Below are 22,711 nucleotides of genomic sequence, written 5' to 3'. Positions count from 1 at the left end.
CCACCGGAACCACCCCCGCGGGCGGCGCGGGAGCGGCCGCCGGGCCGAGAGTGACGGGGCGTCCGGCCACAACGGCCGGGCCTGGGCGAGGGGCGACGGGGATGCGCAAATGGGGACCGCTGGTGGCGGTCTGCCTCGGGGTGTTCATGCTGCTGACCGATGTCAGCATCGTGATCGTGGCCCTGCCGGACATCGGTACCGGGCTGGACATGGACTTCGACGGCCTGCAGTGGGTGCTCGACGGCTACGCGCTGGCGCTGGCCGCGCTGCTGCTCGGCCTCGGCGCCCTCGCCGACCGGGTGGGCCGCCGACGGGTGTACACGGTGGGCCTGGCGGTGTTCGCGCTCGCCTCGCCGGCCTGCGGCCTCGCCCCGGACGGCGCCACCCTGGTGGGGGCGCGGATCGTCCAGGCGGGTGGCGGCGCGGCGATGTTCGCCACCGCGATGGCGCTGCTCAACCTCTCCTACCGGGGCCGCGACCGGGCGGTGGCCTTCGGCGTCTGGGGCTCCGTCAGCGGCGCGGCGGCGGCCGTCGGGCCGGTGGCCGGCGGCCTGCTCACCGAGTACCTGGGCTGGCGGTCGATCTTCCTGGTGAACCTGCCGCTCGCGCTCGCCGCCGTGGTGCTGGCCCGGCGGACACTGCCGGAGTCCCGCGACCCCGCTGCCCGCCGGCTCGACCTGCCCGGCGCCGCGGCCTTCACCGTCGCGGCCGGGGCGGCCGTACTGGCGCTGATCCGCGGCGGGGCGGACGGCTGGACCTCACCCGCCGTCCTGGGCGCGGGCACCGCCTCGGTCGTGGCGCTCACCGTGTTCGTGCTGGTCGAACGGCGCAGCCCGGACCCGCTGCTGGCGCCCGCGCTGCTGCGCCGGCCGGCCTTCACCGGGGTCCTGCTGTGCGGCGCCGTCTACTCGGCCACCGCCTTCTCCGGTATGCCGTACATCTCGCTGTGGCTGCAGTCGGCACTCGGCCTCGGCCCGATGGCCGCCGGGCTCACCCTGCTGCCGATGAGCGTCGTCGCCTTCGCCGTACCGGCGCTGGCGGGTCGCCGGCTCGCCGCGCTGCCGGTCGCGGTGCCGCTGGCCGGCGGACTGGCCGTGATCGGTCTCGGCACGCTGCTGCAGGGCGTCCTGGACGGCTCCTCGGGCTGGGCCGCCCTGCTGCCCGGCCTCGCCCTGACCGGCCTCGGGGTCGGTGCGGTCAGCCCGGTCCTGGCGTCCGCCGCGATGGCGGCCGTCCCGCCCGAGCGCGGCGGCATGGCCGGCGGCGCCCTCAACACCTTCCGGCAGCTCGGCCAGGCACTCGGCATCGCCGTCCTCGGCCTCGTCCTGCACGGCGGCCTGCGCGACGCCCTGGCCGGGCACCCGGCGGCCGGACCCGACCCGGAGGCCACCGCCGGCGCGCTGGCCTCCGGCCGGCCCCCGGCCGGGCTGCCCGGGGAACTGCTCCGGACCGCCTTCGCCACCGGCCTCGACCGCACCCTGCTGGCCGCCGGCCTCACCGCCCTGGCGGGCGCCGCGCTGGTCGCGGTGCTGCTGCGGCGCCGCCCGGAGCGGGCGGGTCCGGCGGACGGTTCATCGGACGGCCAGGCGCCAGCCCGAGTGGAAACCGTCCTCGACCGCCACCAGGCAGCCCGGCCGTAGCCGAGCGGGCTCGTCCGGCGACCGGTCGAACCGGCTCCCGTGTCCGACGGTACGGCCGAGCCGGTTCAACCGGTCGTCCAGTACGACCGCCGAGACCGACTGCTTCCCTGCGGGCCGGACAGTCAGCCGGCCTTCACCCCCGGTCCAGCGGACCCCCGCGCAGCCCACCCCGGACGCCGCACGGTCGAAGGCGGGCACCCCTGCCGGCGGCACCGTCTCCAGCCGCCAACGTCCGGAGGACTGCACCTCGATCAACTCGGGACGGTCCGCCTCCGGGAAGCCGACCGGCACCGTGCCGCAGAGCTCCCGCCCATCCCTGGCGGAGACCCGCACGCCGCCGGTACGGACCGACAGGAACCCTGCGTCCCGCCCGATCTGCTGGACCCTCAGCACCGCCGGGGGCCCGGAGCGGCGCAGGACCTCGTAGCCCCGCCCGTCGACCCGACCCACCAGTTCCCGCGCCGCCTCGAGCGGCAGCAGCGTCTGCCGCCACTCCGTGTGGCAGTCCTCGGTCCGCACCGTGACCGAGCCGAGCGAGGCATCCTGGCGTCCGCCCCAGAGCAGAACCCGCTGCCGACCATTGATCAGCCAGATCGTGTGGTCGCCGAATTCCTGGCCGTCGTGGTCGGCCAGACCGAGACGGAAACTCCCGGTCCTCGACCACTGGGCCGTGTTCCGCTTGGTCCGGCACACGGAGGACGGCGGCCGGGAGGTGCTGGCGACCAATGAGCGGAGCTTCGGCCTCGCCAGCAGGACCGACCACACGGTCCTGCTGGAAGGGCGTCAGCTTCTCCTGGTCGAGCAGGGTGGTGCGTGGTCCGTCCTCATGCGCCCGGCCGCGTCGCCACCGTCGACGACGAAGGTGAGGTACGGCCTCGGGGACAGTCGGGAAGGGTCAGCACCACCGTCCGGGCCGGGCCCGGGTAGTCGACCTGCACCGTCTTCCCGCCCCGGGCGGCCCACTCCGTCCGTTCCCCCATCGCGGCCTCCCCCTTCGACGGCAGTGTCGCCACCAGGTGGCGACGGGCACCACCCCGCGGACGTCACAACCCCGCGACACCGCCGCGGCCCGGACCGATATGGCGGGGATATAGGCGCGGGCGGAACCGTGGTCAGGACGCCCGCTCCCTCGGTCCCGAAGGACGCCCATGACCGACTCCCCAGCCCGGTGGTTCCGCTCCTACCGCGCGACCGCCGCACCGAGCTGCCGCCTGGTGTGCTTCCCGCACGCCGGTGGCGCCCCGACCGCCTACCGGGACTGGGCCCGCTCGCTGCCCGCCGACATCGAGGTGCTGGCGGCCTGCTACCCGGGCCGGCAGGACCGGATCGGCGAGCCCTTCGCGGACTCCGTGCACACGATGGCCGACGGGATCGCCGGCGCCCTGCGGCAGCTGGCGGACGTGCCGCTGGCGCTGTTCGGGCACAGCATGGGCTCGGTCGTCGCGCACGAGGTGGCGCTGCGGCTGGACGCCGAGTACGGGATCCAGCCGCTGCGGATCTTCGTCTCCGGCTCGGAGCCGCCGCACCTGCGGGTCCGGGAGACCCAGGCCGAGAGCGACGCCGACTTCCTCGACGAGCTGCGGCAGCTCGGCCACTCCTCGCTCACCGCGATCGAGGACCCGATGCTGCTGGAGCTGGTGCTGCCGAGCATCCGGGCCGACTACCGGCTCTCCGCCGACTACCGGGCGGTGCCGGACGCGCCCCGGCACCGCGCGCCGATGGTGGCGTACGCGGGCGCCGAGGACGAGGGCTGCCCCTCCGAGGTGCTGTCCGCGTGGGCGGAGTACACCGGCGGCGCCTTCGAGATGCGGATCCTGCCCGGCGACCACTTCTACCTCCAGGCCCAGGAGCAGCAGCTGCTCGCCCATGTGAACGGCCACCTCCAGTCGGACCTGCGGCTCCACCGCGTCCTGGGCGCGGCCCGCCGCCGCACCGCCTGACCCGCCCCAGCCCCTGCTCCGCACCCGCACCCGCACCCGCACCCGTTCGAGAGGACGCCCACCCCGATGCCCGATGACCTGGTGAGCCGGCTGGTCCGGCACGGCCGCGAGATCCCCGACCGGGAAGCGGTGGTCTTCGTCCGGACCGCCGCCGGCGGGCTCGTCGAGGAGCCGCTGACCTACGGCGAACTGGACCGCCGGGCCCGGGCCGTGGCCCGCTGGCTGCGCGAGCGCTGCGCCGTCGGGGACCGGGTGCTGCTGCTGTACGGCACCGGCCCGGAGTTCGTCACCGTGCTGGCCGGCTGCCTGTACGCGGGCGTGGTCGCCGTGCCCGCCCCGCAGCCCAGCACCCAGCGCGGCCACAGCTCGCGCTCGGACGGCATCGTCCGGGACGCGGACGTCCGGCTGGTGCTGACCGACGAGGCCAACCGGGAGACCGCCGCCGGGTTCCTGACCCGCGCGGGCGCCGAGGACGTCCCGTGCGTGGCGACCGACGGGCTGGACCTGCCGGACGCCCCGCACTGGCGGGCCGAGGATGTCCCCGCCGACGCCCTGGTGATCATCCAGTACACCTCCGGCTCGACCAGCGCGCCCAAGGGCGTGATGGTCACCCGCGGCGCGCTCGACCACAACCTCGGGCTGATGACCCGGGCCTTCGGCGTCGACCCGGACAGCCGCTCCTGCACCTGGCTGCCCCAGCACCACGACATGGGCCTGATCGGCATGCTGCTCACCCCGCTGTTCCACGGCGCGGTGTCCTACCAGCTCGCCCCGATGGACTTCCTGCGCCGCCCGCACCTGTGGCTGGAGCTGATCGGCGCCAAGCGGATCCGCACCGTCGTCGCCCCGAACTTCGCCTACGACCTCTGCGTCCGCCGGGTCACCGACGCCCAGCTGGCCGGGCTGGACTTCTCCACCCTGGTCAGCGCGGGCAGCGGCGCCGAACCCGTGCACGCCGACACCCTGCGCCGCTTCGCCGAGCGCTTCGCCCCGGCCGGCTTCCGCCAGGAGCACTTCAGCCCCTGCTACGGCATGGCCGAGACCACCCTGATCGTCTCCGGCACCCTGCCCGGCGAGCCGCCGGTGCTGACCGCCGTCGACGCCGACGCCCTGGCCGCCGGGGAGCTGCGCCCCGGCGCGGGCCCGGCCCTGGTGAGCAGCGGCCGGGTGCACGACCTGGACGTGCGGATCGTCGACCCGCGGACCCGGGCCACCCTGCCCGAGGGCGGCGTCGGCGAGATCTGGGTGCGCGGCGGCAGCGTCGCGGCCGGCTACTGGCGCAACGAGGAGGCCACCGAGGAGACCTTCCGCGCCGTCACCGCCGAGGGCGAGCGCGGCTTCCTGCGCACCGGCGACACCGGCGCCCTGCACGACGGGCACCTCTACGTCACCGGGCGGATCAAGGAGGTGCTGATCGTCAACGGCCGCAACCTGTACCCGCACGACATCGAGCGCGAGGTGCTCGGCCTGCACGAGGGCTTCCAGGGTCTGAGCGGCAGCGTCTGCTCGGTGCCGGCGCCCCGCGAGGAGATCGTCGTCCTCCAGGAGGTCCGGCGGCCCAGGGCGACGCCCGAGGAGCTGGCCGAGCTGGCCCGGCAGGTGCGCGGCGAGCTGTCGGCGCGGCTCGGGGTGCGGGTGCCCAACCTGGTGCTGCTGCGCCCCGGCCAGGTCCGCAAGACCACCAGCGGGAAGGTGCGGCGCACGCTGATGCGCGAACTGTTCGTCGCCGGGGAGCTGGAGCCGCTGTTCGAGGACCTCGACCCGGCCACCGTCGCCCGCTACCGCACCGCCGCCCCCGCGGCCGCCCCGGCCGGGGTGAGCGCGGAATGACCCACGCCGGAGCGGCCCACGCCGCCCACCACACCGCCGCCGCGATGGACCGCCGCCTGGGCGACCCGGAGGACGACGGCCGGCTGTTCTCCTACGCCCGCTGCGCGGCGCTGGACGAGCGCGAGGAGTTCCCGCTGGAGATCTGCCGCGAACTGGACGTGCTCGGCCTGCCCTCGCAGTACGTGCCCGCCGCGTACGGCGGCACCCTGGACAGCTACGAACAGGTGCTGCAGCTGATGCGCGCCGTCGCCCGGCGCGACCTGACGGTGGCGATCGCGCACGGAAAGACCTTCCTCGGCGCGGTCTCGGTCTGGGTCGGCGGCAGCCGCGAGCAGGCCGAGGAGCTGGCCGCGGCGGTGCTGGACGGCGCGGTCGTCTCCTGGGGGCTGACCGAGCGCGACCACGGCAGCGACCTGCTCGCGGGCGAGGTCCGGGCCGACCGCACCGGCGGCGGCTACCTGGTCAACGGCGAGAAGTGGCTGATCAACAACGCCAACCGGGGCCAACGGGTCTGCCTGCTGGCCCGCACCGCCGACGAGGGCGGGGCGCGCGACTTCAGCCTGCTGATGATCGACAAGCACCGGCTCGGGCGGCCCGGCTACCGGCCGCTGCCCGCGGTGCGGCTGCACGGCATCCGGGGCGCCGACATCAGCGGGGTGGCCTTCACCGACGCCGAGGTACCGGCCGACGCCCTGGTCGGCGCGGAGGGCTCGGGCACCGAGACCGTCCTCAAGAGCCTCCAGCTGACCCGGATCCTGTGCGCCTCGCTGTCGCTGGGCGCCGCCGACAACGCGCTCGACCTGGCCGCGGGCTTCGCCCTGGAGCGCGAGTCCTACGGCCGCCGACTGGCCGAACTGCCGCAGACCCGGCGGATGCTGGGCGAGTCCTACGCCGACGTCCTGCTCGCCGAGGCCGTCACCCTGGTCTCCGGCCGCAGCATCCACGCCCTCACCGGCGAGCTCGCGGTGGTCTCCGCCGTCACCAAGTACTTCGTCCCCACCCTGGTGGACGAGGCGATCACCAGGCTCGGCACAGTGCTCGGCGCCCGCTCGCTGCTCGCCGACGGCACCCACCGGCACGGCCGCTTCCAGAAGGTCCAGCGCGACCACCGGATCGTCGGCATCTTCGACGGCAACACGCTGGTCAACCTGCACGCGCTGATCAACCAGTTCCCGCTGCTGGCAAGCCGGTTGAAGCGACGCACGGTGGACGCGGCGGGCCTCGCCGGGGCCACCGACCTCGCCGCCCCGCTGCCCGGCTTCGACCGGGACCGGCTGTCCCTGCTGCCCCGGACCGGCTCCAGCCTGCTCCAGGCGCTGGCCGACGGCGTCGAGGAGCTCACCGCGCTCGCGGCCGACGGCACCGTCCCCGCCTCGCTGGCCCGCCGGGCGCAGGCCGTCCGGGCCGCCGTCGACGGCCTCGCCGTGGAACTCGCCGCCCACCGCCCGACCCCGGTCGAGGTGCCCGCCGCGGCCTTCGTCCTGGCCGAGCGGTACACCGCCTGCTACGCCGCCTCGGCCGCGATCCACCTGTGGCTGCGCAACCGCGCCGCCGCCGCGGCGGCCGCCGGACCGGCGGCCGGGCTGTGGGCCGACGGCCTGTGGCTGGAGGCCGCGCTGGCCCGGGTGCTGGGGCGGCTCGCCCCGGGCCGCCCCGACCCGCAGGACGACGTCCTGGACCGCCTGGTGCCCCTGCTGGCCGAGCAGTCGGGCGCCGGCACCCTCCCGTCCCTGCTCCACTACCCCCTGGTGAAGGGCGCCGCATGAGCACCGCCACGACCACCCCCGCGCTCTACGCCGCCCTGGACACCCCGGCCCCGCTGGAGGCCCTGCTCGGCGACCCGGACTACCGGGACAACCCGCTCGGCTTCGACGCCTTCCTCGCCGCCGACGAGCGCGGCGACCTGCTGCAGGCCGGCGAACGTGCCCTGGACGCCTACGGGCTGGGCGCCGAGTTCGTGCCGCGCCGGCTCGGCGGGCGGCTCGACCGGGCCGACCGGCTGGCCCGGGTGCTGCGCCCGCTGTTCCGCCGGGACGGCGCGCTCGCCCTCGGCCACGGCGCCAGCAACCTGGTCGGCTCGGTCAACGTCTGGTCCGAGGGCAGCGCCCAGCAGCAGGACTGGCTGGCCGGAGTGCTGCTCGGCAACGGCCGGATCGCCGCCGCCTACACCGACCTGAGCACCGGCAACGACGTGACCCGCACCGCCTTCCGGGCCGAGGTGCGCCGCGACGAACTCGTGCTGAACGGCCGCAAGGAGATCATCAACAACCTGGCCCGCGCCGAGGCGGTCACCGTGCTCGCCCGCACCAGCGAGGAGCCGGGCAGCCGCAGCCACTCGATGGTGCTGGTCGACATGGCCGCCGCGCCCCGCGACCGGCTGCGCTTCCTCCCCCGCTACCGCACCTCCGGCGTGCGCTCGATGTACCTGGGCGGCCTGGAGTTCCGGGACTGCCCGCTGCCGGTCACCTCGATCGCCGGCGGCACCGGCGAGGCGATGGAGACCATCCTGCGCGCCTTCCAGATCACCCGGGCCGTCCTGCCCGCCGCCGCCCTCGGCGCGGTGGACCAGCAGCTGCGCACCGTCACCGACTTCGCGCTCGGCCGCCGGCTCTACCACCGCGCGGTGGCCGACCTCCCGCACGCCCGCTCGGTCCTCACCGGGGCCTTCCTCGACCTGCTGGTCGCCGACTGCTTCACCACCACCGTCTGCCGGGCCCTGCACGTCCTGCCCGAGCGCACCAGCGTGTACGCGGCCTCGGTCAAGCACCTGGTGCCGACGCTGTACCGGGAGTCCGTCGACCGGCTCGCGGTGCTGCTCGGCGCCCGGTCGTTCCTGCGCGAGGGCCCGTACGGGATCTTCCAGAAGCACGCCCGGGACCTGCCGGTGGCCTCACTGGTGCACGCCGGCGGCACGGTCTGCCAGGCCACCGTCATCCCGCAGCTGCCCAGGCTCGCCCGGCAGAGCTGGCTGACCGACGGCCCCGCCCCGGCCGCCCTGTTCCACCTGGCCGGGGACCTGCCCGAGCTGGACCTCGGCCGGCTCGGGGTGACCGCGGGCCGGGAGGACCCGCTGATCGGCACCCTGGTCGACGCCGCCGCCCGGCTGGCCGCCGAACCCGTGCTCGGCCCGCTCTGCGCCCAGTTGCTGGACGAGCTGCGCGCCCTGCGGCAGTCCTGCCTGGAGCTGGCGCCGCGCGACCGGACGCCGCTGGCCGACCCGGTGAGCTTCCGGCTGGCCGAGCGGTACGGGGTGCTGCTGGCGGCCGCGAGCTGCCTGGGCGTCTGGCTGCACAACCCGGACCACCCGGGCTCGTTCCTGCGCGGCACCGGCTGGCTCGCCGCCGCGCTCGCCCGGCTGACCGCCCGGCTCGGCTGCCCGCCGGTGCCCGGGGCCGACGCCGCGCACCCCGAGGTGTTCGCCGAGCTGATCGAACGCCACCAGGACGGCCGGGGATTCGACCTGGTCGGCCGGCAGCTCGCCTGAGCCGCACTACCGGACCCGGACCCGGACCCGAGGAGGAGGACAGACAGTGGGCACATTTCTGCGGATCGAACCGGACGCCGCGACGGACGGGGCGGTGGCGACCGTCCGACTGCTGCGACCCCGGATCAGCGGCACCGACCCCCGGGTCCCGGACGAACTGACCGCTGCCGCCGCCCAGTTGGACGCCGACCCGGCCGTCCGCGCGGTGGTCCTGTACGGCGGACGGCGGGTCTTCGGCTCCGGCGCCGACGTCAAGGACCTCGCCGAGCGGAGCCCGGCCGAGGTGGACGCCTACACCGGCCGGCTGCACACCGCCCTGGACGCGCTGGCCCGGATCGGCAAGCCGGTGGTCGCCGCGATCACCGGGTACGCGCTCGGCGGCGGACTGGAGCTGGCCCTCTGCGCCGACCTGCGGGTGGCCGGCGAGGGCGCCGTGCTCGGGCTGCCGGAGATCGAGCTGGGCGTCATCCCCGGCACCGGCGGCACCCAGCGGCTGCCCCGGCTGATCGGCGCCGGACCGGCCAAGCGGCTGATCCTCACCGGCGCGCGGCTGACCGCCGCCGAGGCCCTGCGGATCGGCCTGGTCGACGAGACCGTGCCCGACCCAGAGGTGTACGAGGCCGCGCTGCGCACCGCCCGGCGGTTCGCGGCCGGTCCGACGGCGGCCCTGGCCGCCGCCAAACGGGCCGTGGACGGCGGCCTCGACCTGCCGCTGGGCGCCGGACTCGACCTCGAAAGACGGCAGTTCACCGCCCTGTTCGCCACCGAGGACCAGCGGATCGGCATGCGGGCCCAGCTCGACGGCACCCGGCCCGCCTTCCTCGGCCGCTGACGCCGGCCCCCGGACCCCCGGACACCGGAAACACCGACACCGGAAACACCGACACCGGAAACACCGACCCCCGGAACAGAAGACGACGATGACCGACCTCCAGCAACTCTCCCACGCACAACAGGCGTTGTGGTTCCTCTACCGGCTCGCCCCGGACGCCGCGGTGTACAACACCGGCTGCGCGCTGACCGTGCGCTCCGCCGTCGACCTGCCGGCCCTGCGCGCCTCCGTCGAGGCACTCGCCGAGCGGCACGACATGCTCCGCTCGGTGTTCCAGGAGGTCGACGGGCAGGCCGTGCGACTGGTCGGGGAGCGCCACCCGCCGGGCCTGGAGGTCCGCGATCTGCCCGGCACCGACCCCGAGGGTCTCGCCGCGGCGGCCCGGGCGGCGCTGCGCGAGCCGTTCCGGCTGGAGCGGGACGGCGCCTTCCGCTTCGTGCTGCTGCGCCGGGGCGAGGCGGACGCCGTCCTGCTGATGGCCGGGCACCACATCGGCACCGACGCCACCTCCAACTGGCTGATCGTGCGCGACCTGCTGCAGGGCTACCACCTCCTGACCGGCGGCGGGGACGGCCCGGCCGGGGACGGCCCCGCCACCGCGCCACCGCCGCCGAAGGGCAGCTACGCCGACCACGTGGCCAAGGAGCGCACGGTGCTGGACTCGCCGCGCGGGGCGCGGATGGAGCAGTACTGGCACCGGGCCTGCGCCGACGCCGCCCCCGCCGAGCTGCCCACCGACCGCCCCCGGCCGGCGAGTTCGAGCCGGACCGGCGCCACCCACCACCTCGACCTGGCGGACGGACGGGTCGAGGCGCTGCGCGAACTCGCCCGCAGCAGCGGCGTCTCGCTGTTCTCGGTGCTGCTGGGGACGTTCCAGAGCCTGCTGCACCGCCGCACCCGGCAGAACGGCTTCCTGATCGGCTGCCCGACCACCACCCGGATGAGCCCGGTGGTCCGCGAGGTGGTCGGCAACTTCGTCAACACCCTGGTCTTCCGGGGGGACTTCGACCCCGGTACGACCTTCCGCCAGGCGGCCGAGGCCGCCGACCGGCAGGTGAAGGCCGGACTGGGCAGCGCCGGCTACCCCTTCGAGCTGCTGACCCGGACGGTCAACCGGCCGCGCACCGGCGCCGGCTCCTCGCTCTGCCGGATCACCTTCAACCTGGTCGGCACCGCCACCCCCGAACCGCTGCTGCGGCTGCTGCTGGACGCCGACGGCGGCCGACCGGCCGAGTTCGCCGGACTCACCATCGCGCCGTTCGAACTCCCCCAGGCCGAGGGACAGTTGGACCTGGCGGTGAGTGTGCGGCAGAGCGCCTCATCGCTCGCGGTGGACTTCCGCTACGACGTGGACCTGTTCGACCCCGCCACCGTCGAGCGCTTCGCCGGCCACTTCCTGCGGGCAATCGACGCCGCGCTGGCCGACCCCGACGCCCCGGTGGCCCGGCTGCGCCTGGTCGACGACACCGAACTGGCCGGGCTGATGGGCTTCGGCACGGAGCCCGCCCCGCGACGGAGGGCCCGCCGTGGCTGAGCCCGCGGAGCTTCTTCCGCTCCCCGAGCTGCCCGGCGTCACCCACCGGACGCTGCGGGTGGCCGGGCGCGCCATGCACGTCGCGGAGGCCGGCGAAGGACCGCTGGTCCTGCTGCTGCACGGCTTCCCCGAGCTCTGGTACTCCTGGCGCCACCAGCTGACCGGGCTGGCCGGGGCCGGGTTCCGGGCCGTCGCCCCCGATCTGCGCGGCTACGGCCGGACGGACTCCCCCGCCGGGGCCGACCAGTACACGATCCACCACCTGGTCGGCGACGTCGTCGCCCTGATCGGGGCGCTCGGCGAGCGCCGGGCGGTGCTGGCCGGGCACGACTGGGGCTCGCAGCTCGCCTGGCACACCGCGCTGATGCGCCCGGACCTGGTCCGCGGCGTGGCGGGGATGAGCATCCCCTACCGGCCCCGGCCCGGCCTGCCGCCGCTGCCGGCGATGCGGCGCGCCATGGGCGAGCGCTTCTACATGCTGTACTTCCAGGAACCGGGCCGCGCCGAGGCCGAGTTGGGCCGGGACGTGCCCGCCGGACTGGTCCGGCTGCTGGCCGGCACCTCCGGGGAGGCGCCGGCCTTCGACCCCGCCGTGCCCGCCGACGGCGGCTTCCTGGACCTGTTCCCGGCGGACGGCCGGCGGCCCGACTGGCTGACCCCGGACGATCTCGCCGTGTACGCCGGGGAGTTCGCCCGCACCGGCTTCACCGGCGGCCTCAACTGGTACCGCAATCTGCACCGCAACTGGGACCTCACCGCCCCGCTCAACCGGGCCCGGATCGAACCGCCCGCGCTCTACCTGGCCGGGGACCACGACTTCGTCGTCCGGGGCCTCGACCACGCCCGGCTCGCCGACGACCTCCGGCTGTGGGCACCCGGGCTGCGGGAGGCCCGGATCCTCCCCGGCTGCGGGCACTGGACCCAGCAGGAGCGGCCGGACGAGGTCACGGCCGCGCTCGCCGGGTTCGCCTCCGCGCTCGACTGACCGACCCGATCACCACCTCCGACCACCACCCCTTCCGATGGAGATGTCCACCATGAGCACCACCGCGCCCGCCGCCGAACTGACCACCTGGCTGACCGAACGGGTCGCCTTCTACCTGGAGATCCCGGCCGAGCAGATCGCCCCGGACGTCAAGCTGGTCGAGTACGGCCTGGAGTCCGTCTACGCGCTGGCCCTGTGCGGCGACGTCGAGGACGAGTACGGGATCGAGGTCGAGCCGACCCTCGCCTGGGACTACCCGACCGTCGAGGCGCTGGTCGGCCTGCTCCAGGAGCGCCTGACCACCTCGGCGACCCCGGCCTGACCCGGACGCGACGGAAACAGGAGGCCGGTCACATGCGCGCAGCCGTCACCCGTGCGGGGAAGCTCGTCGTCGAGGAGGTCCCCGACCCGGTGCCCCGGGCCGGGCAGGTGCTGGTGCGCACCCTGGCCTGCGGGATCTGCGGTTCCGACCTGCACGCGCTCGACGACCCCGAGGCGTTCAACGACGTCGTCCGGCGTTCCGGCGGGACGGCGCACGACATCCGCGACGGGCTCGTGCTCGGGCACGAGTTCGCCGCGGAGATCGTCGACTACGGCCCCGGCACGGTCGGGGCGCTGCCGGTCGGCACCGTGGTCTGCGGCCCGCCGATCGGCGCCGGTCCTCAGGGCACCGGCATCGTCGGCTACACGCCGGCCTACCCGGGCGGCTTCGGCGAGTACATGATCCTCTCCGAGGCCTTCACCCTGCCGGTGCCGAACGGGCTGGACCCGCACACCGCCGCGCTCACCGAGCCGTTCTCGGTGGCGGCGCGCGCCGTGCGCCGGGCCGAACTCGCACCGGGCACCGTCACCATGGTGATCGGCCTGGGCCCGGTCGGCCTGGCCGTGGTCGCGGTGCTCAAGGCCCGGGGCCACGCCCCGGTGGTCGCCGTCGACTTCTCCCCCCGGCGCCGGGCGCTGGCCGCGCAACTCGGCGCGGACCTGCTGATCGACCCCGCCGTGGAGTCCCCGTACGACCGGTGGACCTCGCTCGGGGTGATCCCCGGAATGATGGACCGGATGGCCGCCGAGTACCGGGGCCTGCGCCCCACCGAGGCCGCCGTCTTCGAGTGTGTCGGCGCCCCCGGCATGCTCGCCCGGGTCGTGGAGGGCGCCCCGGCCGCCGCCAGGATCGTCCTGGTCGGCGTCTGCCTGCGCCCCGACCCCATCGACCCCGGGCTGCTCGCCAACAAGGAGCTGGACATCAGGGGCTCCTTCGGCAGCAGTCCGGCCGAGTACCGGCAGACCCTGCGAGAAATCGCGGAAGGCCGGATCGACGCCGGTGCCGTCATCACCGGCACCACCGGCCTGAACGGGCTGACCGGAGCCATCGCCGAACTCGGCGAGCCGGACCGCCACGCGAAGATCGTCGTGGATCCTTCGCTGGACCGTGCAGCCATTCGGTGAACGCGATCCGACACCTCTGGAGGACCAGTGATCACTGAACCCACATACCGGCGACTGCTCGACCTGTTCGACCGCGACCGGGTCCCCTACCGGCTGATGGACCATCCGCCGGAGGGCCGAACCGTCCACGCCAGCGAGCTGCGGGGCCACAAGCTCTCCGCCGCCGCGAAATGCATGGTCGTCACCGTGACCAGGAACGGTGCGACACCCTCGCACCGGCACGTGCTCGCCGTCGTCCCCGGTGACCGCCGGGTGAAGCTCAAGCAGGTGGCCCGGGCCTGCGGCGGCGGCCGGGCCCAGTTCGCCGACCAGGACACCGCCGAGCAACTCGGCGGCACGGTGAGCGGAACGATCACCCCCTTCTCGTTCCACACCGAGCTCGCGGTGCTCGCCGACCCGGCCCTCTTCGAGGAGCCGGAGCTGTACTTCAACGCGGCCAGGCTGGACCGGTCGGTCGCCATCCCGGCCGCGGACTACCTGCGCGTCGCCGCCCCGCAGGTGGTCACCATCACCTGATCCGGCGGCGGATCCGGCCGGTCGGCGCCCCTTCACCCCGGGGGCTCCGACCGGCCAATTCCCATTAACCATTGCGACGCCGCGGCCCCGCCCGCTTTGCCGGGTCAGCGGATTCCCAAGAAATAACCAAGAGATCGCACTCCGCTTGACTACCCAGCGCCCGGTACCAGAGACTCAGAGCGAGGTCGGCAAGGATTCAACCGGGGGATTGATTCGCCGTGCGCACTCTTCGCGCAAGGCCATTTCATGCTGCCCGCGCATTCCCTGGCGATCCGCCCGTTTCTCCACTTCGCGGACTTTGGACGAGGGAATGCTCAGATCGCTCGGCCTTGATGCGTTGACCGAAGCCGTGTACAAGGAAATGCTCAAGGCGCCGACGAGCGGCACCGCCGCCATCGCGCAACGGCTCGGCCGGCCCGAGGCCGAGGTCCGCTCCGCCATGGACGAACTGGCCCGGCTGCTGCTGGTCCGGCCGTCCTGGCAGGAGCCCGGGGAGCTGCGGCCGGTGGAGCCCGAGGCCGGACTGCGCTCCCTCCTCGACCGCCGCGAGGCCGAGCTCCAGCGCCGGCTGGAGGAGGTCGAGTACGGCCGGCGCGAGCTGGCCCAGGTGGTCGCCGACTACGCCGACCTCACCAACACCCGGCAGCATCCGGACAGCGAGGTCCTCACCGGGATCGACGCCGTCCGGCTGCGGATCGAGTCGCTGGCCTCCGGCTGCACCGAGGAGGTCATGGGCTTCGTCCCCTCCGGGGCGATGTCCCCCGCCAACATCGAGGCGAGCCGCCCGCTGGACACCTCGGTGCTGAGCCGCGGCGTCCGGATGCGCTCGATCTACCTGGAGAGCATCAAGAACGACAACGACACCATGGCCTACGCCCGGCGGCTCACCGAGCAGGGCGCCCAGGTCAGGGTCGCGCCGACACTGCCGCCGCGGATGGTGATCTACGACCGCGCCACCGCGATCGTCCCGGTCGACCCGGAGGAGAGCCGCAAGGGCGCCCTGGTGCTGCGCGGCCACGGCGTGGTCAGCGCGCTCTGCGAACTCTTCGAACGGGTCTGGCAGAGCTCCCAGTCGGCCGTCGACACGCCCGCCACCTCGGGACCGGGGCTGTCGCCGCGCTCCCAGGCGATCGTGGTCCTGCTCGCCAAGGGCTACACGGACGAGATGATCGCCCGCCGACTGGATGTCTCGGTGCGCACCGTGCGCCGGGAAACCGCCGACCTGGCAGCCCAGTTGGGCGCCCGGACGAAGTTCCAGGCCGGAATGATGGCCCTGCTCCAGGGCTGGGTCGACCCGGGCCTCGTGGGCTGAGTTCCCCCCCGTGGCCACACCCTGCCACGTCAAGATCCTGACGGTCGCCACACCTGCCCCCCGCCGAAATGTGCGCACAGAATCGCTGCTGGGCGGAAAGCCGGCACACCGGTGCCGGCTCCCCCGCCCGACGGCTCATCGTCCACAAACAGCAGGGGGAGACATGCACCTCGGTGTCCTGGGTCCGGTGGAGGTCCACGACGACGACGGCAGGATGGTCGAACTGCCCGGCACGAAGGTGCACACCGTGCTGGCCACGCTGATCCTCGCCGACGGGCAGACCGTCTCCGACGACCGGCTGAGCAGCATGCTGTGGGCGTGGGACCCGCCGACCACGATGAGCGCGCAGATCTACACCTACGTCTCACGGCTGCGCAAGCGGCTCGGCCCGGACGTCGAGCTGATCCGCCGCCCGCGCGGCTACCTGCTGCGGGCCGACCGGGCCGGGCTCGACCTCACCGAGTTCGAGCGCTCCGCCGGGGCCGGCCGCACGGCACTGGCCGGGCGGCGCTGGGCCGAGGCCGCCCGCGAACTGCGCAGCGCGCTGGACCTGGTGCGCGGCCCGGCCCTCACCAATGTCACCGAGCACCTCGCCGACGTCGAACGGCCGCGGCTGGAGGAGCTGCACCTCGCGGCCCTGGAGGACTGGTACGAGGCCGAGCTGGCCCTCGGCCGGCACCACCGGCTGGTGCCCGACCTGACCAGCCTGACCGCCGAGCACCCGATGCGGGAGCGGCTGCGGGCCCAGCTGATGACCGCCCTCTACCGCTGCGGCCGGCAGTCCGACGCGCTCGCCGTCTTCCACTCCGGGCGCCGGATCCTCCTGGAGGAGCTCGGCGTCGACCCCGGGGAGGCGCTGACCGGCGTCCACATGGGCGTCCTGGACGGCAGCCTCGCGCAGAACGCGCCCGAGCCGGCGCCCGAACCGGTCGCGCTGCGGCCCGCCGCCCCCGCCATGCTGCCGCCGGACCTGCCCGACTTCACCGGCCGGCAGGACCAACTCGACCAGCTGATGCGCCTGGTGGAGCCGCACCCGATCGCCCGCACCCGGCGCGCCTTCCTCACCGGACCGGCCGGCATCGGCAAGTCCGCGCTCGCCGTGCACGCCGCGCACCTGCTGCGCGAGCGGTTCCCGGACGGCCAGCTGTACGCCGACCTCGGCGACGGCGAGGGCGCGGCCAAGGACCCGGCCGAGGTGCTGAGCTGCTTCCTGCGCGCGCTCGGCGTCGAACCGGCCAACCGCGACCTCGGCCTGGACGAGCTCACCCGGCTCTACCGCACCCACAGCGCCGGCCGCCGACTGCTCGTCCTGATCGACAACGCGCCCGGCACCGGCCGGATCACCGCGCTGATGCCCACCGGGCCCGACGCGGCCTTCATCGTCACCAGCCGCCGGCACCTCACCGGCGCCTCGGCCCGCGACACCACCGTGCTCGCGCCGTTCACCGAGGAGGAGTCGACGGACCTGCTCGCCGCCGTCGCCGGGGAGCGGATCGGGGCGGACCCCCGGGCCGCCCGGGAGATCACCGCCGCCTGCGCCGGACTGCCGCTGGCCGTGCGGATCGCCGGGGTCCGGCTGGCCGCCCGGCCGCAGTGGTCCGCCGCCCGGCTGGCCGACCGGCTGGCCGACCCCGGCACCCGGCTCGACGAGCTGAGCTTCGGCGAACTCCGGGTCCGCGACAGCCTGCTGCGCTCGCTGGACGGCGTCGACGAGCGGACCCGGCGGATCCTGCCCGCGCTCGCGGCGTTCGGCACCGGCGCCTTCCCCGCCGAGGCCGCCGCCCGGCTGCTCCGGCTGCCCGAGGCCGCCGCCGAAGGCGCCCTGGAGGAGCTGGTCGACGCCCGGCTGCTGGAGCCCGTCGCCGCCCCCGGGCGGCCCGGGGGGTCCGGGGGGTCCGGGGGGTCCGGGGGGTCCGGGCGGCCCGGGGGGTCCGGGGGGTCCGCCTACCGGCTGCCCGAGCTGGTGCTGCTGCTCACCACCGGCCTCGGCGACGACGCCCGGCACGACTACCCGGACCCCTGGCGCGGCCTCGCCCGCGCGGTGGTCAACCTCCGCCCGACGGGCTGAGCCGGTCCGGCGCGCCCGGGCCCGGCCGCGGGGGATCCCACGACCGGGCCCGGGCGCGTCCGCGTTTCCCCGCCCGGCCTTCCCGGACGCCCCGGGCCTCAGCCGCGGGTCTCCGCCCGGACCGTCGGGCTCAGCGCGACCGTCAGGGTCAGCACCAGCAGCAGCACGCCGATCCCCAACCCGGTCCGGGCGGCCCCGAGATGGGTCAGCGCGTAGCCGCCCAGCAGCGAGCCGAGCGCGTTCGCGCCCGAGGTCAGGAAGGCCGAGGTGCCCGTCACCCGCCCCTGGAGCTCCTCCGGCGTGGTCCGCGCCATGTAGACACCGGCGGAGACGTTGAACACGCTGGCGACGAACATCACCACCGTCGCCACCGCCGCGATCACCACCACGTCGTGCTGGACGGCCAGCAGCGGGATCAGCACCAGCCAGACCGCATGGCCGAGCACCGCCGTGGTGTAGAGCCGGAACCGCGCCGACCACCAGCCCGCGGCCAGCGCGCCCAGCAGGGCGCCGGTCCCGCCGACCGCCGACACCACGCCGAGCGTCGTCGGGGTGCCGCCGTTCTCCTTGATCACCACCATCATGGTCAGGCCCAGCACCTGGAACACCAGGTTGCTGCCGGCGAAGACGCCCGTCATGATCCGCAGGAAGCGCCGCCGCCAGAGCCAGACCAGGCCGTCCTTGATGTCCACGTGCAGCCGCTTGGGCGGCTCCGTCCTGACCGGGCGCAGATCCCGGCGGATCAGCAGCAGGCAGACCAGGGCGACCGCGTTGAGGGCCGCCGTCAGGGCGAACGGCAGCCAGCGGACCAGGGTGAACACCAGACCGCTGAGCGGCTGCCCGAGCAGGCCGATCGCCGCGCCCCGGGCCTGGTTCTGCGACAGCGCCGCGGGCAGCTGGCCGACCGGGACCACACTGCGCACGGCCGCCTGCTCGGCGGTCCCGTACAGGATGCCCAGGGTGCCCTCGACGAAGGCGGCGGCCAGCACCAGCGGCAGCCACACCGCCCCGTGCCAGGCCGCCACCGCCACGGCGGCGAAGGCGAGCATCCGGACCAGGTCGCACCAGAGCATCACCCGGCGGCGGTCCCAGCGGTCCACCAGCGCCCCGGCCGGCAGCTGGACCAGCAGATTGGGCAGGGTCGCGGCGAAGCCCACCGCACCGGTGGCGGTCGCCGAGCCGGTCTCCCAGAGCACCAGCATCGGGTAGGCCACCATGCTGACGGTGGATCCGAAGCGGGAGACGCCCGCGCCGATCCACAGTCGGAGGAAGTCCTTGTTCGCGCGCAGCGGTTGATCGGGTCGCGGATCGTTTCGGCCGTCGGCGTCGGTCGCCCCGGGGGCGATCAGGTCGGTCATGTCCGGAGTGTGGCCGTGGTGCCTATCCCGTCCCTATACGGCCGGTCGGCGGGGCAGGCCGGGGCCGGACGGCGGGGCGGGGCGCGCCGGGTCCGCCGGCCGGGGCAGCGACGCGAATATCGGTCGCGTATAGGGTCCCCGGCGATCCTGTCCGGCGGCCACCGGTCCGGGTGGCACCGAGCGAAACGAAGGGGCCCCCGACGATGGGTACGGGCACTGGCTGGAAGCCGTACGAGATCTACCCGGAGACCGGTGCGGCGGACGTCGAGGGGCTGCTGTCCCGGCTCGACGCCGAGGGCGACCCGGAGGCGCTGCTCGACCGGGAGAAGGCGCTGGTGTTCCGCGGCTTCGGCGTGACCGAGGAGCGGGTCGACGAGGTACTGGACCGGCTGCTGCCCAACCGGCTCGCCTACGTGCACGGCAACTCCCCGCGCACCAAGGTCGGCAAGAACGTCTACACCTCCACCGAGTACCCGGCCGAGTTCACCATCTCGATGCACAACGAGCTCTCCTACGCGCACAGTTGGCCGACCCGGCTGGCCTTCTGCTGCGTCACCGCGGCGGAGTCCGGCGGCGCCACCCCGGTCGTCGACGCGGCGCTGTGGCTGGAGTCGCTGGACGACGCGGTGCGCGAGCGCTTCGCCGGCGGCGTCCGCTACACCCAGAACCTGCACGGCGGCCTCGGCCTCGGCAAGAGCTGGCAGGACACCTTCGAGACCGACGAGCGCGACCGGGTGGACTCCTTCCTCGCCGCCGCGGGCGCCGAGGCCGAGTGGCGCCGGGACGGCGGCCTCCGGGTCACCCAGCACCGGCCGGCCACCGTCCGCCACCCGCGCACCGGCACCGAGGTGTGGTTCAACCAGTCCGACCAGTGGCACCCCGCCGCCCTCGGCGACGAGACCGCCGCCGCCCTCGCCCGGCTGCTGCCGGCGGACCAGCTGCCGCAGTCGGTGGCCTTCGCCGACGGCTCGCCGATCCCGGCCGAGGACGTGGTCCAGGTCCGCGACCGGGGCCTCGCCGCAGCGGTCGACGTCGACTGGCGCCGGGGCGACGTCCTGCTGATCGACAATGTGCTGGTCGCACACGGACGGCGCCCGTTCACCGGGGCCCGCCGGGTCCTGGTGGCCATGTCGGACTGACCCCCGGAAATCCCCCCTGGCAACACCCTGCCATGGCAGCACCATGGCTCCGGGATCTGCTGACACCCCGTTCCACCCCGTGTGAGGATCAATTCCAGACGGCAGGAAACGCGCCGAACCGCGCGAAACCGCCGCAAACACATTGGATCTGGTGCATCGAGGACATCGACGCACCGACACTGGGGGTTCCATCGTGACCAGCACCGCCTTCGTCGCCCGCCGCCTCTTCCCGGCCGCCGGCCTCCTGCTCGCCGCCGCCGTGTTCGCCGGGCCCGCCGCCGTCACCTCGGCCACCCACTCCTCGACCACCACCGTCGCCGACGGCCCGGGCGTCACCGCCGCCGTCGACGCCGCCCCGGGCGGCACCCTCGTCCTCGCCATGAACAACGGCTGGGACTGACCTGCGGAAAGGCCGTAGAGTCCGGTGTGCCGGGGCAATCGCGCCCGGCCCCGGAACACCGCCCGGACCACCGCCCGGGGAACGCCCGGGCACCCGTCCGGCAGGCGGTCGGAGAACCACCCGGGCACCCGCCCGGCCGGCGGTCGGGGAGGGGATTCCGGGTGACGACGGCGAGCGGGACCGCGCAACCGGCCCGGCGGCCGCACCGGGGGCTGTACCGGGAGCTGTACCGGGGACCGGTGGCACCGGACCTGTGGCGCGCCGGCGCCCACCTCGCCACCGACGGCCTCGCCGCACTCGCCGGACTCGCCGTCCTGCTCACCCTGGTGCTCGGGATCTGCCTGCTGCCCGTCGCCCTGACCGGCCTGCCGGTCGTACTCCTGGCCGGCCGGGCCCTGCACCTCCTCGCCGCCGCCGAGCGCGCCCGGCACGCCGCCACCGGCGGCCCCGACCTCCCCGCCCCACCGCTCCCCGCGCTCTCCGCCTCGGCCCCGCTGCGCTCCGCCCGGGCCCTCGCCACCGACCGGGGCACCCGACGGCAGGCCGGCTACTTCCTCGCCCTGCTGCCGCTGTCCGTCCTCACCAACGGCGGTGCGGTCCTCGCCTGGGCCCTCCCGCTCACCCTGACCGCCCTCCCCGCCTACTGGTCCCGACTGCCCGACGGGCACGCCGTGCTCGGCCCGCTCACCGTGGACAGCACCGGGACCGCCCTGCTCGTGGCCCTCGCCGCGGCACTCACCGGGTTCTTCCTCGCCCCGCCCGCGGTCCGCTCCCTGCGCGCCCTGGACACCTCCCTCGCCCGGACCCTGCTCGCCCCACCCAGGGACCAGCAACTCACCCGCCGGGTCGAGGAACTGACCGAGAGCCGGGCCCAACTGGTGCGCGCCGTCGAGGAGGAGCGCCGCCGGATCGAACGCGATCTGCACGACGGCGCCCAACAGCGCCTGGTCGCCCTCTCGATGACCCTCGGCCGCGCCGTCTCCCGGCTGCGGAAGAGCGGCGACGACGACACCCGGCAGATCGTCGAACAGGCCCGCGCCGACGCCCGCGCCGCCATCGCCGAACTGCGCGACCTGGCCCGCGGCCTGCACCCGCCGGTGCTCACCGACCGGGGCCTGGAGGCCGCGCTCTCCGCCGTCGCCGCCCGCTCCCCCGTCCCCGTCCGGCTGGACGTCCGGGCCGAGCCGCGCCCGCCGGCCGCCGTCGAGTCCGTCGCCTACTTCGTGGTCAGCGAGGCTCTGACCAACGTCGCCAAGCACGCCCGGGCCCGCAACGCCTGGGTGGAGATCCGCCGGGCCGGCGACCGGCTCACCGTTACCATCGGCGACGACGGCCGCGGGGGCGCCGACCCCGCCGGGGGCAGCGGGCTCTCCGGACTGGCCGGACGGGTCGCCGCCGTGGACGGCCGGCTGCGGGTGACCAGCCCCGCGGGCGGACCGACCCTGATCGAAGTGGATGTGCAATGCGGGTAGTGATCGCCGAGGACTCCACCCTGCTGCGGCAGGGCATCGCGCTGCTGCTCACCGAAGCCGGCCTGGAGGTGGTCGCCGCCGTCGCCGACGGCGAGGCCCTGCTGCGCGCCGTCGCCGAGCACCGCCCCGACGTCGTCGTCACCGACGTCCGGATGCCGCCGACCTTCGTCGACGAGGGCCTGCGCGCCGCGCTCGCGATCCGCGCCGAACGGCCCGGGACCGGGGTGCTGGTGCTCTCCCAGTACGTCGAGGAGCGGTACGCCGTCGAACTCGTCGGCAGCGGCGGCAGCGGCATCGGCTACCTGCTGAAGGACCGGGTCGACGACGTCGACGACTTCGTCGCGGCCCTGGAGCGGATCGGCGCCGGCGAGACCGTGCTCGACCCCGAGGTGGTCAAGCAGCTGCTGGCCCGCGGCGGCCGCCGCGACCCGCTGGCCGCACTGAGCGCCCGCGAGCTGGACGTGCTCAAGCTGATGGCCGAGGGCGCGTCCAACACCGACATCGCCGAGGGCCTGACGATCAGCATGAGCGCCGTCGGCAAGCACATCAACAGCATCTTCACCAAGCTCGACCTGCCGAAGGTGGACGGCGGGCACCGCCGGGTGCTGGCCGTCCTGCGCTACCTGGGAGCCTGAGATCACCACCCCGCCCGGCCCGAACGGGACGACGCCCGGCCGCAACCGCTGGATCGTCACCGCCGGGCTCGCCGTCCTGGCCGTCTCCGTCGCCGCCGCCTCCTGGGGGATCGTCGCGCT

Annotated in this window: 19 protein-coding genes; 17 read left to right on the top strand and 2 right to left on the bottom strand. The window is 75.0% G+C overall.

Annotated features, from left to right (window positions below):
- The first annotated feature begins 101 nt into the window (after positions 1-101).
- A complete protein-coding gene (locus OG715_RS24180) occupies positions 102-1,640 on the top strand; it encodes an MFS transporter (protein WP_266270971.1) in 1,539 nt (512 codons plus the stop codon).
- Here the strand turns inward: OG715_RS24180 and OG715_RS24175 are convergent.
- The gene (locus OG715_RS24175) at positions 1,572-2,366 is read right to left on the bottom strand and encodes a hypothetical protein (RefSeq protein ID WP_266270970.1); all 795 of its coding nucleotides are present in this window, start codon (positions 2,364-2,366) and stop codon (positions 1,572-1,574) included. The genes OG715_RS24180 and OG715_RS24175 overlap by 69 nt on opposite strands.
- 422 nt (positions 2,367-2,788) lie before the next feature.
- Here OG715_RS24175 and OG715_RS24170 point away from each other — a divergent pair, with 422 nt between their 5' ends.
- The 12 genes from OG715_RS24170 (at position 2,789) to OG715_RS24115 (ending at position 17,587) form a co-directional block, all read left to right on the top strand.
- Positions 2,789-3,580, top strand: coding sequence for a thioesterase II family protein (locus tag OG715_RS24170; protein ID WP_266270968.1), 792 nt, complete (start codon positions 2,789-2,791; stop codon positions 3,578-3,580).
- Between the two features lie 66 nt (positions 3,581-3,646).
- Positions 3,647-5,410 (top strand): fatty acyl-AMP ligase, encoded by a 1,764-nt coding sequence (locus tag OG715_RS24165; RefSeq protein ID WP_266270967.1) that lies wholly within the window; start codon positions 3,647-3,649, stop codon positions 5,408-5,410.
- The gene (locus OG715_RS24160; protein ID WP_266270966.1) at positions 5,407-7,176 is read left to right on the top strand and encodes an acyl-CoA dehydrogenase family protein; all 1,770 of its coding nucleotides are present in this window, start codon (positions 5,407-5,409) and stop codon (positions 7,174-7,176) included. Before OG715_RS24165 ends, OG715_RS24160 begins: the two co-directional genes overlap by 4 nt.
- The gene (locus OG715_RS24155) at positions 7,173-8,894 is read left to right on the top strand and encodes an acyl-CoA dehydrogenase (protein WP_266270964.1); all 1,722 of its coding nucleotides are present in this window, start codon (positions 7,173-7,175) and stop codon (positions 8,892-8,894) included. The genes OG715_RS24160 and OG715_RS24155 overlap by 4 nt, the downstream gene beginning before the upstream one ends.
- A gap of 46 nt (positions 8,895-8,940) precedes the next feature.
- The gene (locus tag OG715_RS24150) at positions 8,941-9,726 is read left to right on the top strand and encodes an enoyl-CoA hydratase/isomerase family protein (protein ID WP_323182158.1); all 786 of its coding nucleotides are present in this window, start codon (positions 8,941-8,943) and stop codon (positions 9,724-9,726) included.
- A gap of 88 nt (positions 9,727-9,814) precedes the next feature.
- Positions 9,815-11,260: a condensation domain-containing protein gene (locus tag OG715_RS24145; protein ID WP_266270963.1), complete on the top strand. Its 1,446-nt coding sequence runs from the start codon at positions 9,815-9,817 to the stop codon at positions 11,258-11,260.
- A 73-nt stretch (positions 11,261-11,333) separates the two neighbouring features.
- Positions 11,334-12,245, top strand: coding sequence for an alpha/beta fold hydrolase (locus OG715_RS24140; protein ID WP_266271807.1), 912 nt, complete (start codon positions 11,334-11,336; stop codon positions 12,243-12,245).
- A 52-nt stretch (positions 12,246-12,297) separates the two neighbouring features.
- Positions 12,298-12,567: an acyl carrier protein gene (locus OG715_RS24135; protein ID WP_266270962.1), complete on the top strand. Its 270-nt coding sequence runs from the start codon at positions 12,298-12,300 to the stop codon at positions 12,565-12,567.
- Positions 12,568-12,599: 32 nt separating this feature from the next.
- A complete protein-coding gene (locus OG715_RS24130) occupies positions 12,600-13,691 on the top strand; it encodes a zinc-binding dehydrogenase (protein WP_266270961.1) in 1,092 nt (363 codons plus the stop codon).
- 27 nt (positions 13,692-13,718) lie between these two features.
- Positions 13,719-14,207, top strand: a complete 489-nt coding sequence (locus tag OG715_RS24125; protein ID WP_266270960.1) for a YbaK/EbsC family protein — start codon at positions 13,719-13,721, stop codon at positions 14,205-14,207.
- 337 nt (positions 14,208-14,544) lie between these two features.
- Complete coding sequence (locus OG715_RS24120; protein WP_266270959.1) at positions 14,545-15,519, top strand: LuxR C-terminal-related transcriptional regulator; 975 nt, start codon at positions 14,545-14,547, stop codon at positions 15,517-15,519.
- 163 nt (positions 15,520-15,682) lie between these two features.
- Positions 15,683-17,587: an AfsR/SARP family transcriptional regulator gene (locus OG715_RS24115; RefSeq protein ID WP_266270958.1), complete on the top strand. Its 1,905-nt coding sequence runs from the start codon at positions 15,683-15,685 to the stop codon at positions 17,585-17,587.
- Between the two features lie 98 nt (positions 17,588-17,685).
- Here OG715_RS24115 and OG715_RS24110 read toward each other — a convergent pair whose 3' ends face one another.
- Complete coding sequence (locus OG715_RS24110) at positions 17,686-18,945, bottom strand: MFS transporter (RefSeq protein ID WP_266270957.1); 1,260 nt, start codon at positions 18,943-18,945, stop codon at positions 17,686-17,688.
- A gap of 203 nt (positions 18,946-19,148) precedes the next feature.
- Between OG715_RS24110 and OG715_RS24105 the strand changes: the two genes are divergently transcribed.
- The 4 genes from OG715_RS24105 (at position 19,149) to OG715_RS24090 (ending at position 22,591) form a co-directional block, all read left to right on the top strand.
- Entirely contained in the window at positions 19,149-20,084 is a 936-nt protein-coding gene (locus tag OG715_RS24105; RefSeq protein ID WP_266270956.1) for a TauD/TfdA family dioxygenase, read from the top strand.
- Between the two features lie 193 nt (positions 20,085-20,277).
- Complete coding sequence (locus OG715_RS24100; RefSeq protein WP_266270955.1) at positions 20,278-20,484, top strand: hypothetical protein; 207 nt, start codon at positions 20,278-20,280, stop codon at positions 20,482-20,484.
- Positions 20,485-20,645: 161 nt separating this feature from the next.
- Positions 20,646-21,956, top strand: a complete 1,311-nt coding sequence (locus OG715_RS24095; RefSeq protein ID WP_266270954.1) for a sensor histidine kinase — start codon at positions 20,646-20,648, stop codon at positions 21,954-21,956.
- The gene (locus tag OG715_RS24090; RefSeq protein WP_266270953.1) at positions 21,947-22,591 is read left to right on the top strand and encodes a response regulator transcription factor; all 645 of its coding nucleotides are present in this window, start codon (positions 21,947-21,949) and stop codon (positions 22,589-22,591) included. Before OG715_RS24095 ends, OG715_RS24090 begins: the two co-directional genes overlap by 10 nt.
- The last annotated feature ends 120 nt before the right edge of the window (positions 22,592-22,711 follow it).

The organism is Kitasatospora purpeofusca (genome assembly GCF_036010405.1).
Taxonomy (GTDB): Bacteria; Actinomycetota; Actinomycetes; order Streptomycetales; family Streptomycetaceae; genus Kitasatospora; species Kitasatospora purpeofusca.
The sequence above is the reverse complement of the archived record's forward strand: the minus strand, read 5'-3'. Positions and strand labels throughout refer to the sequence as shown.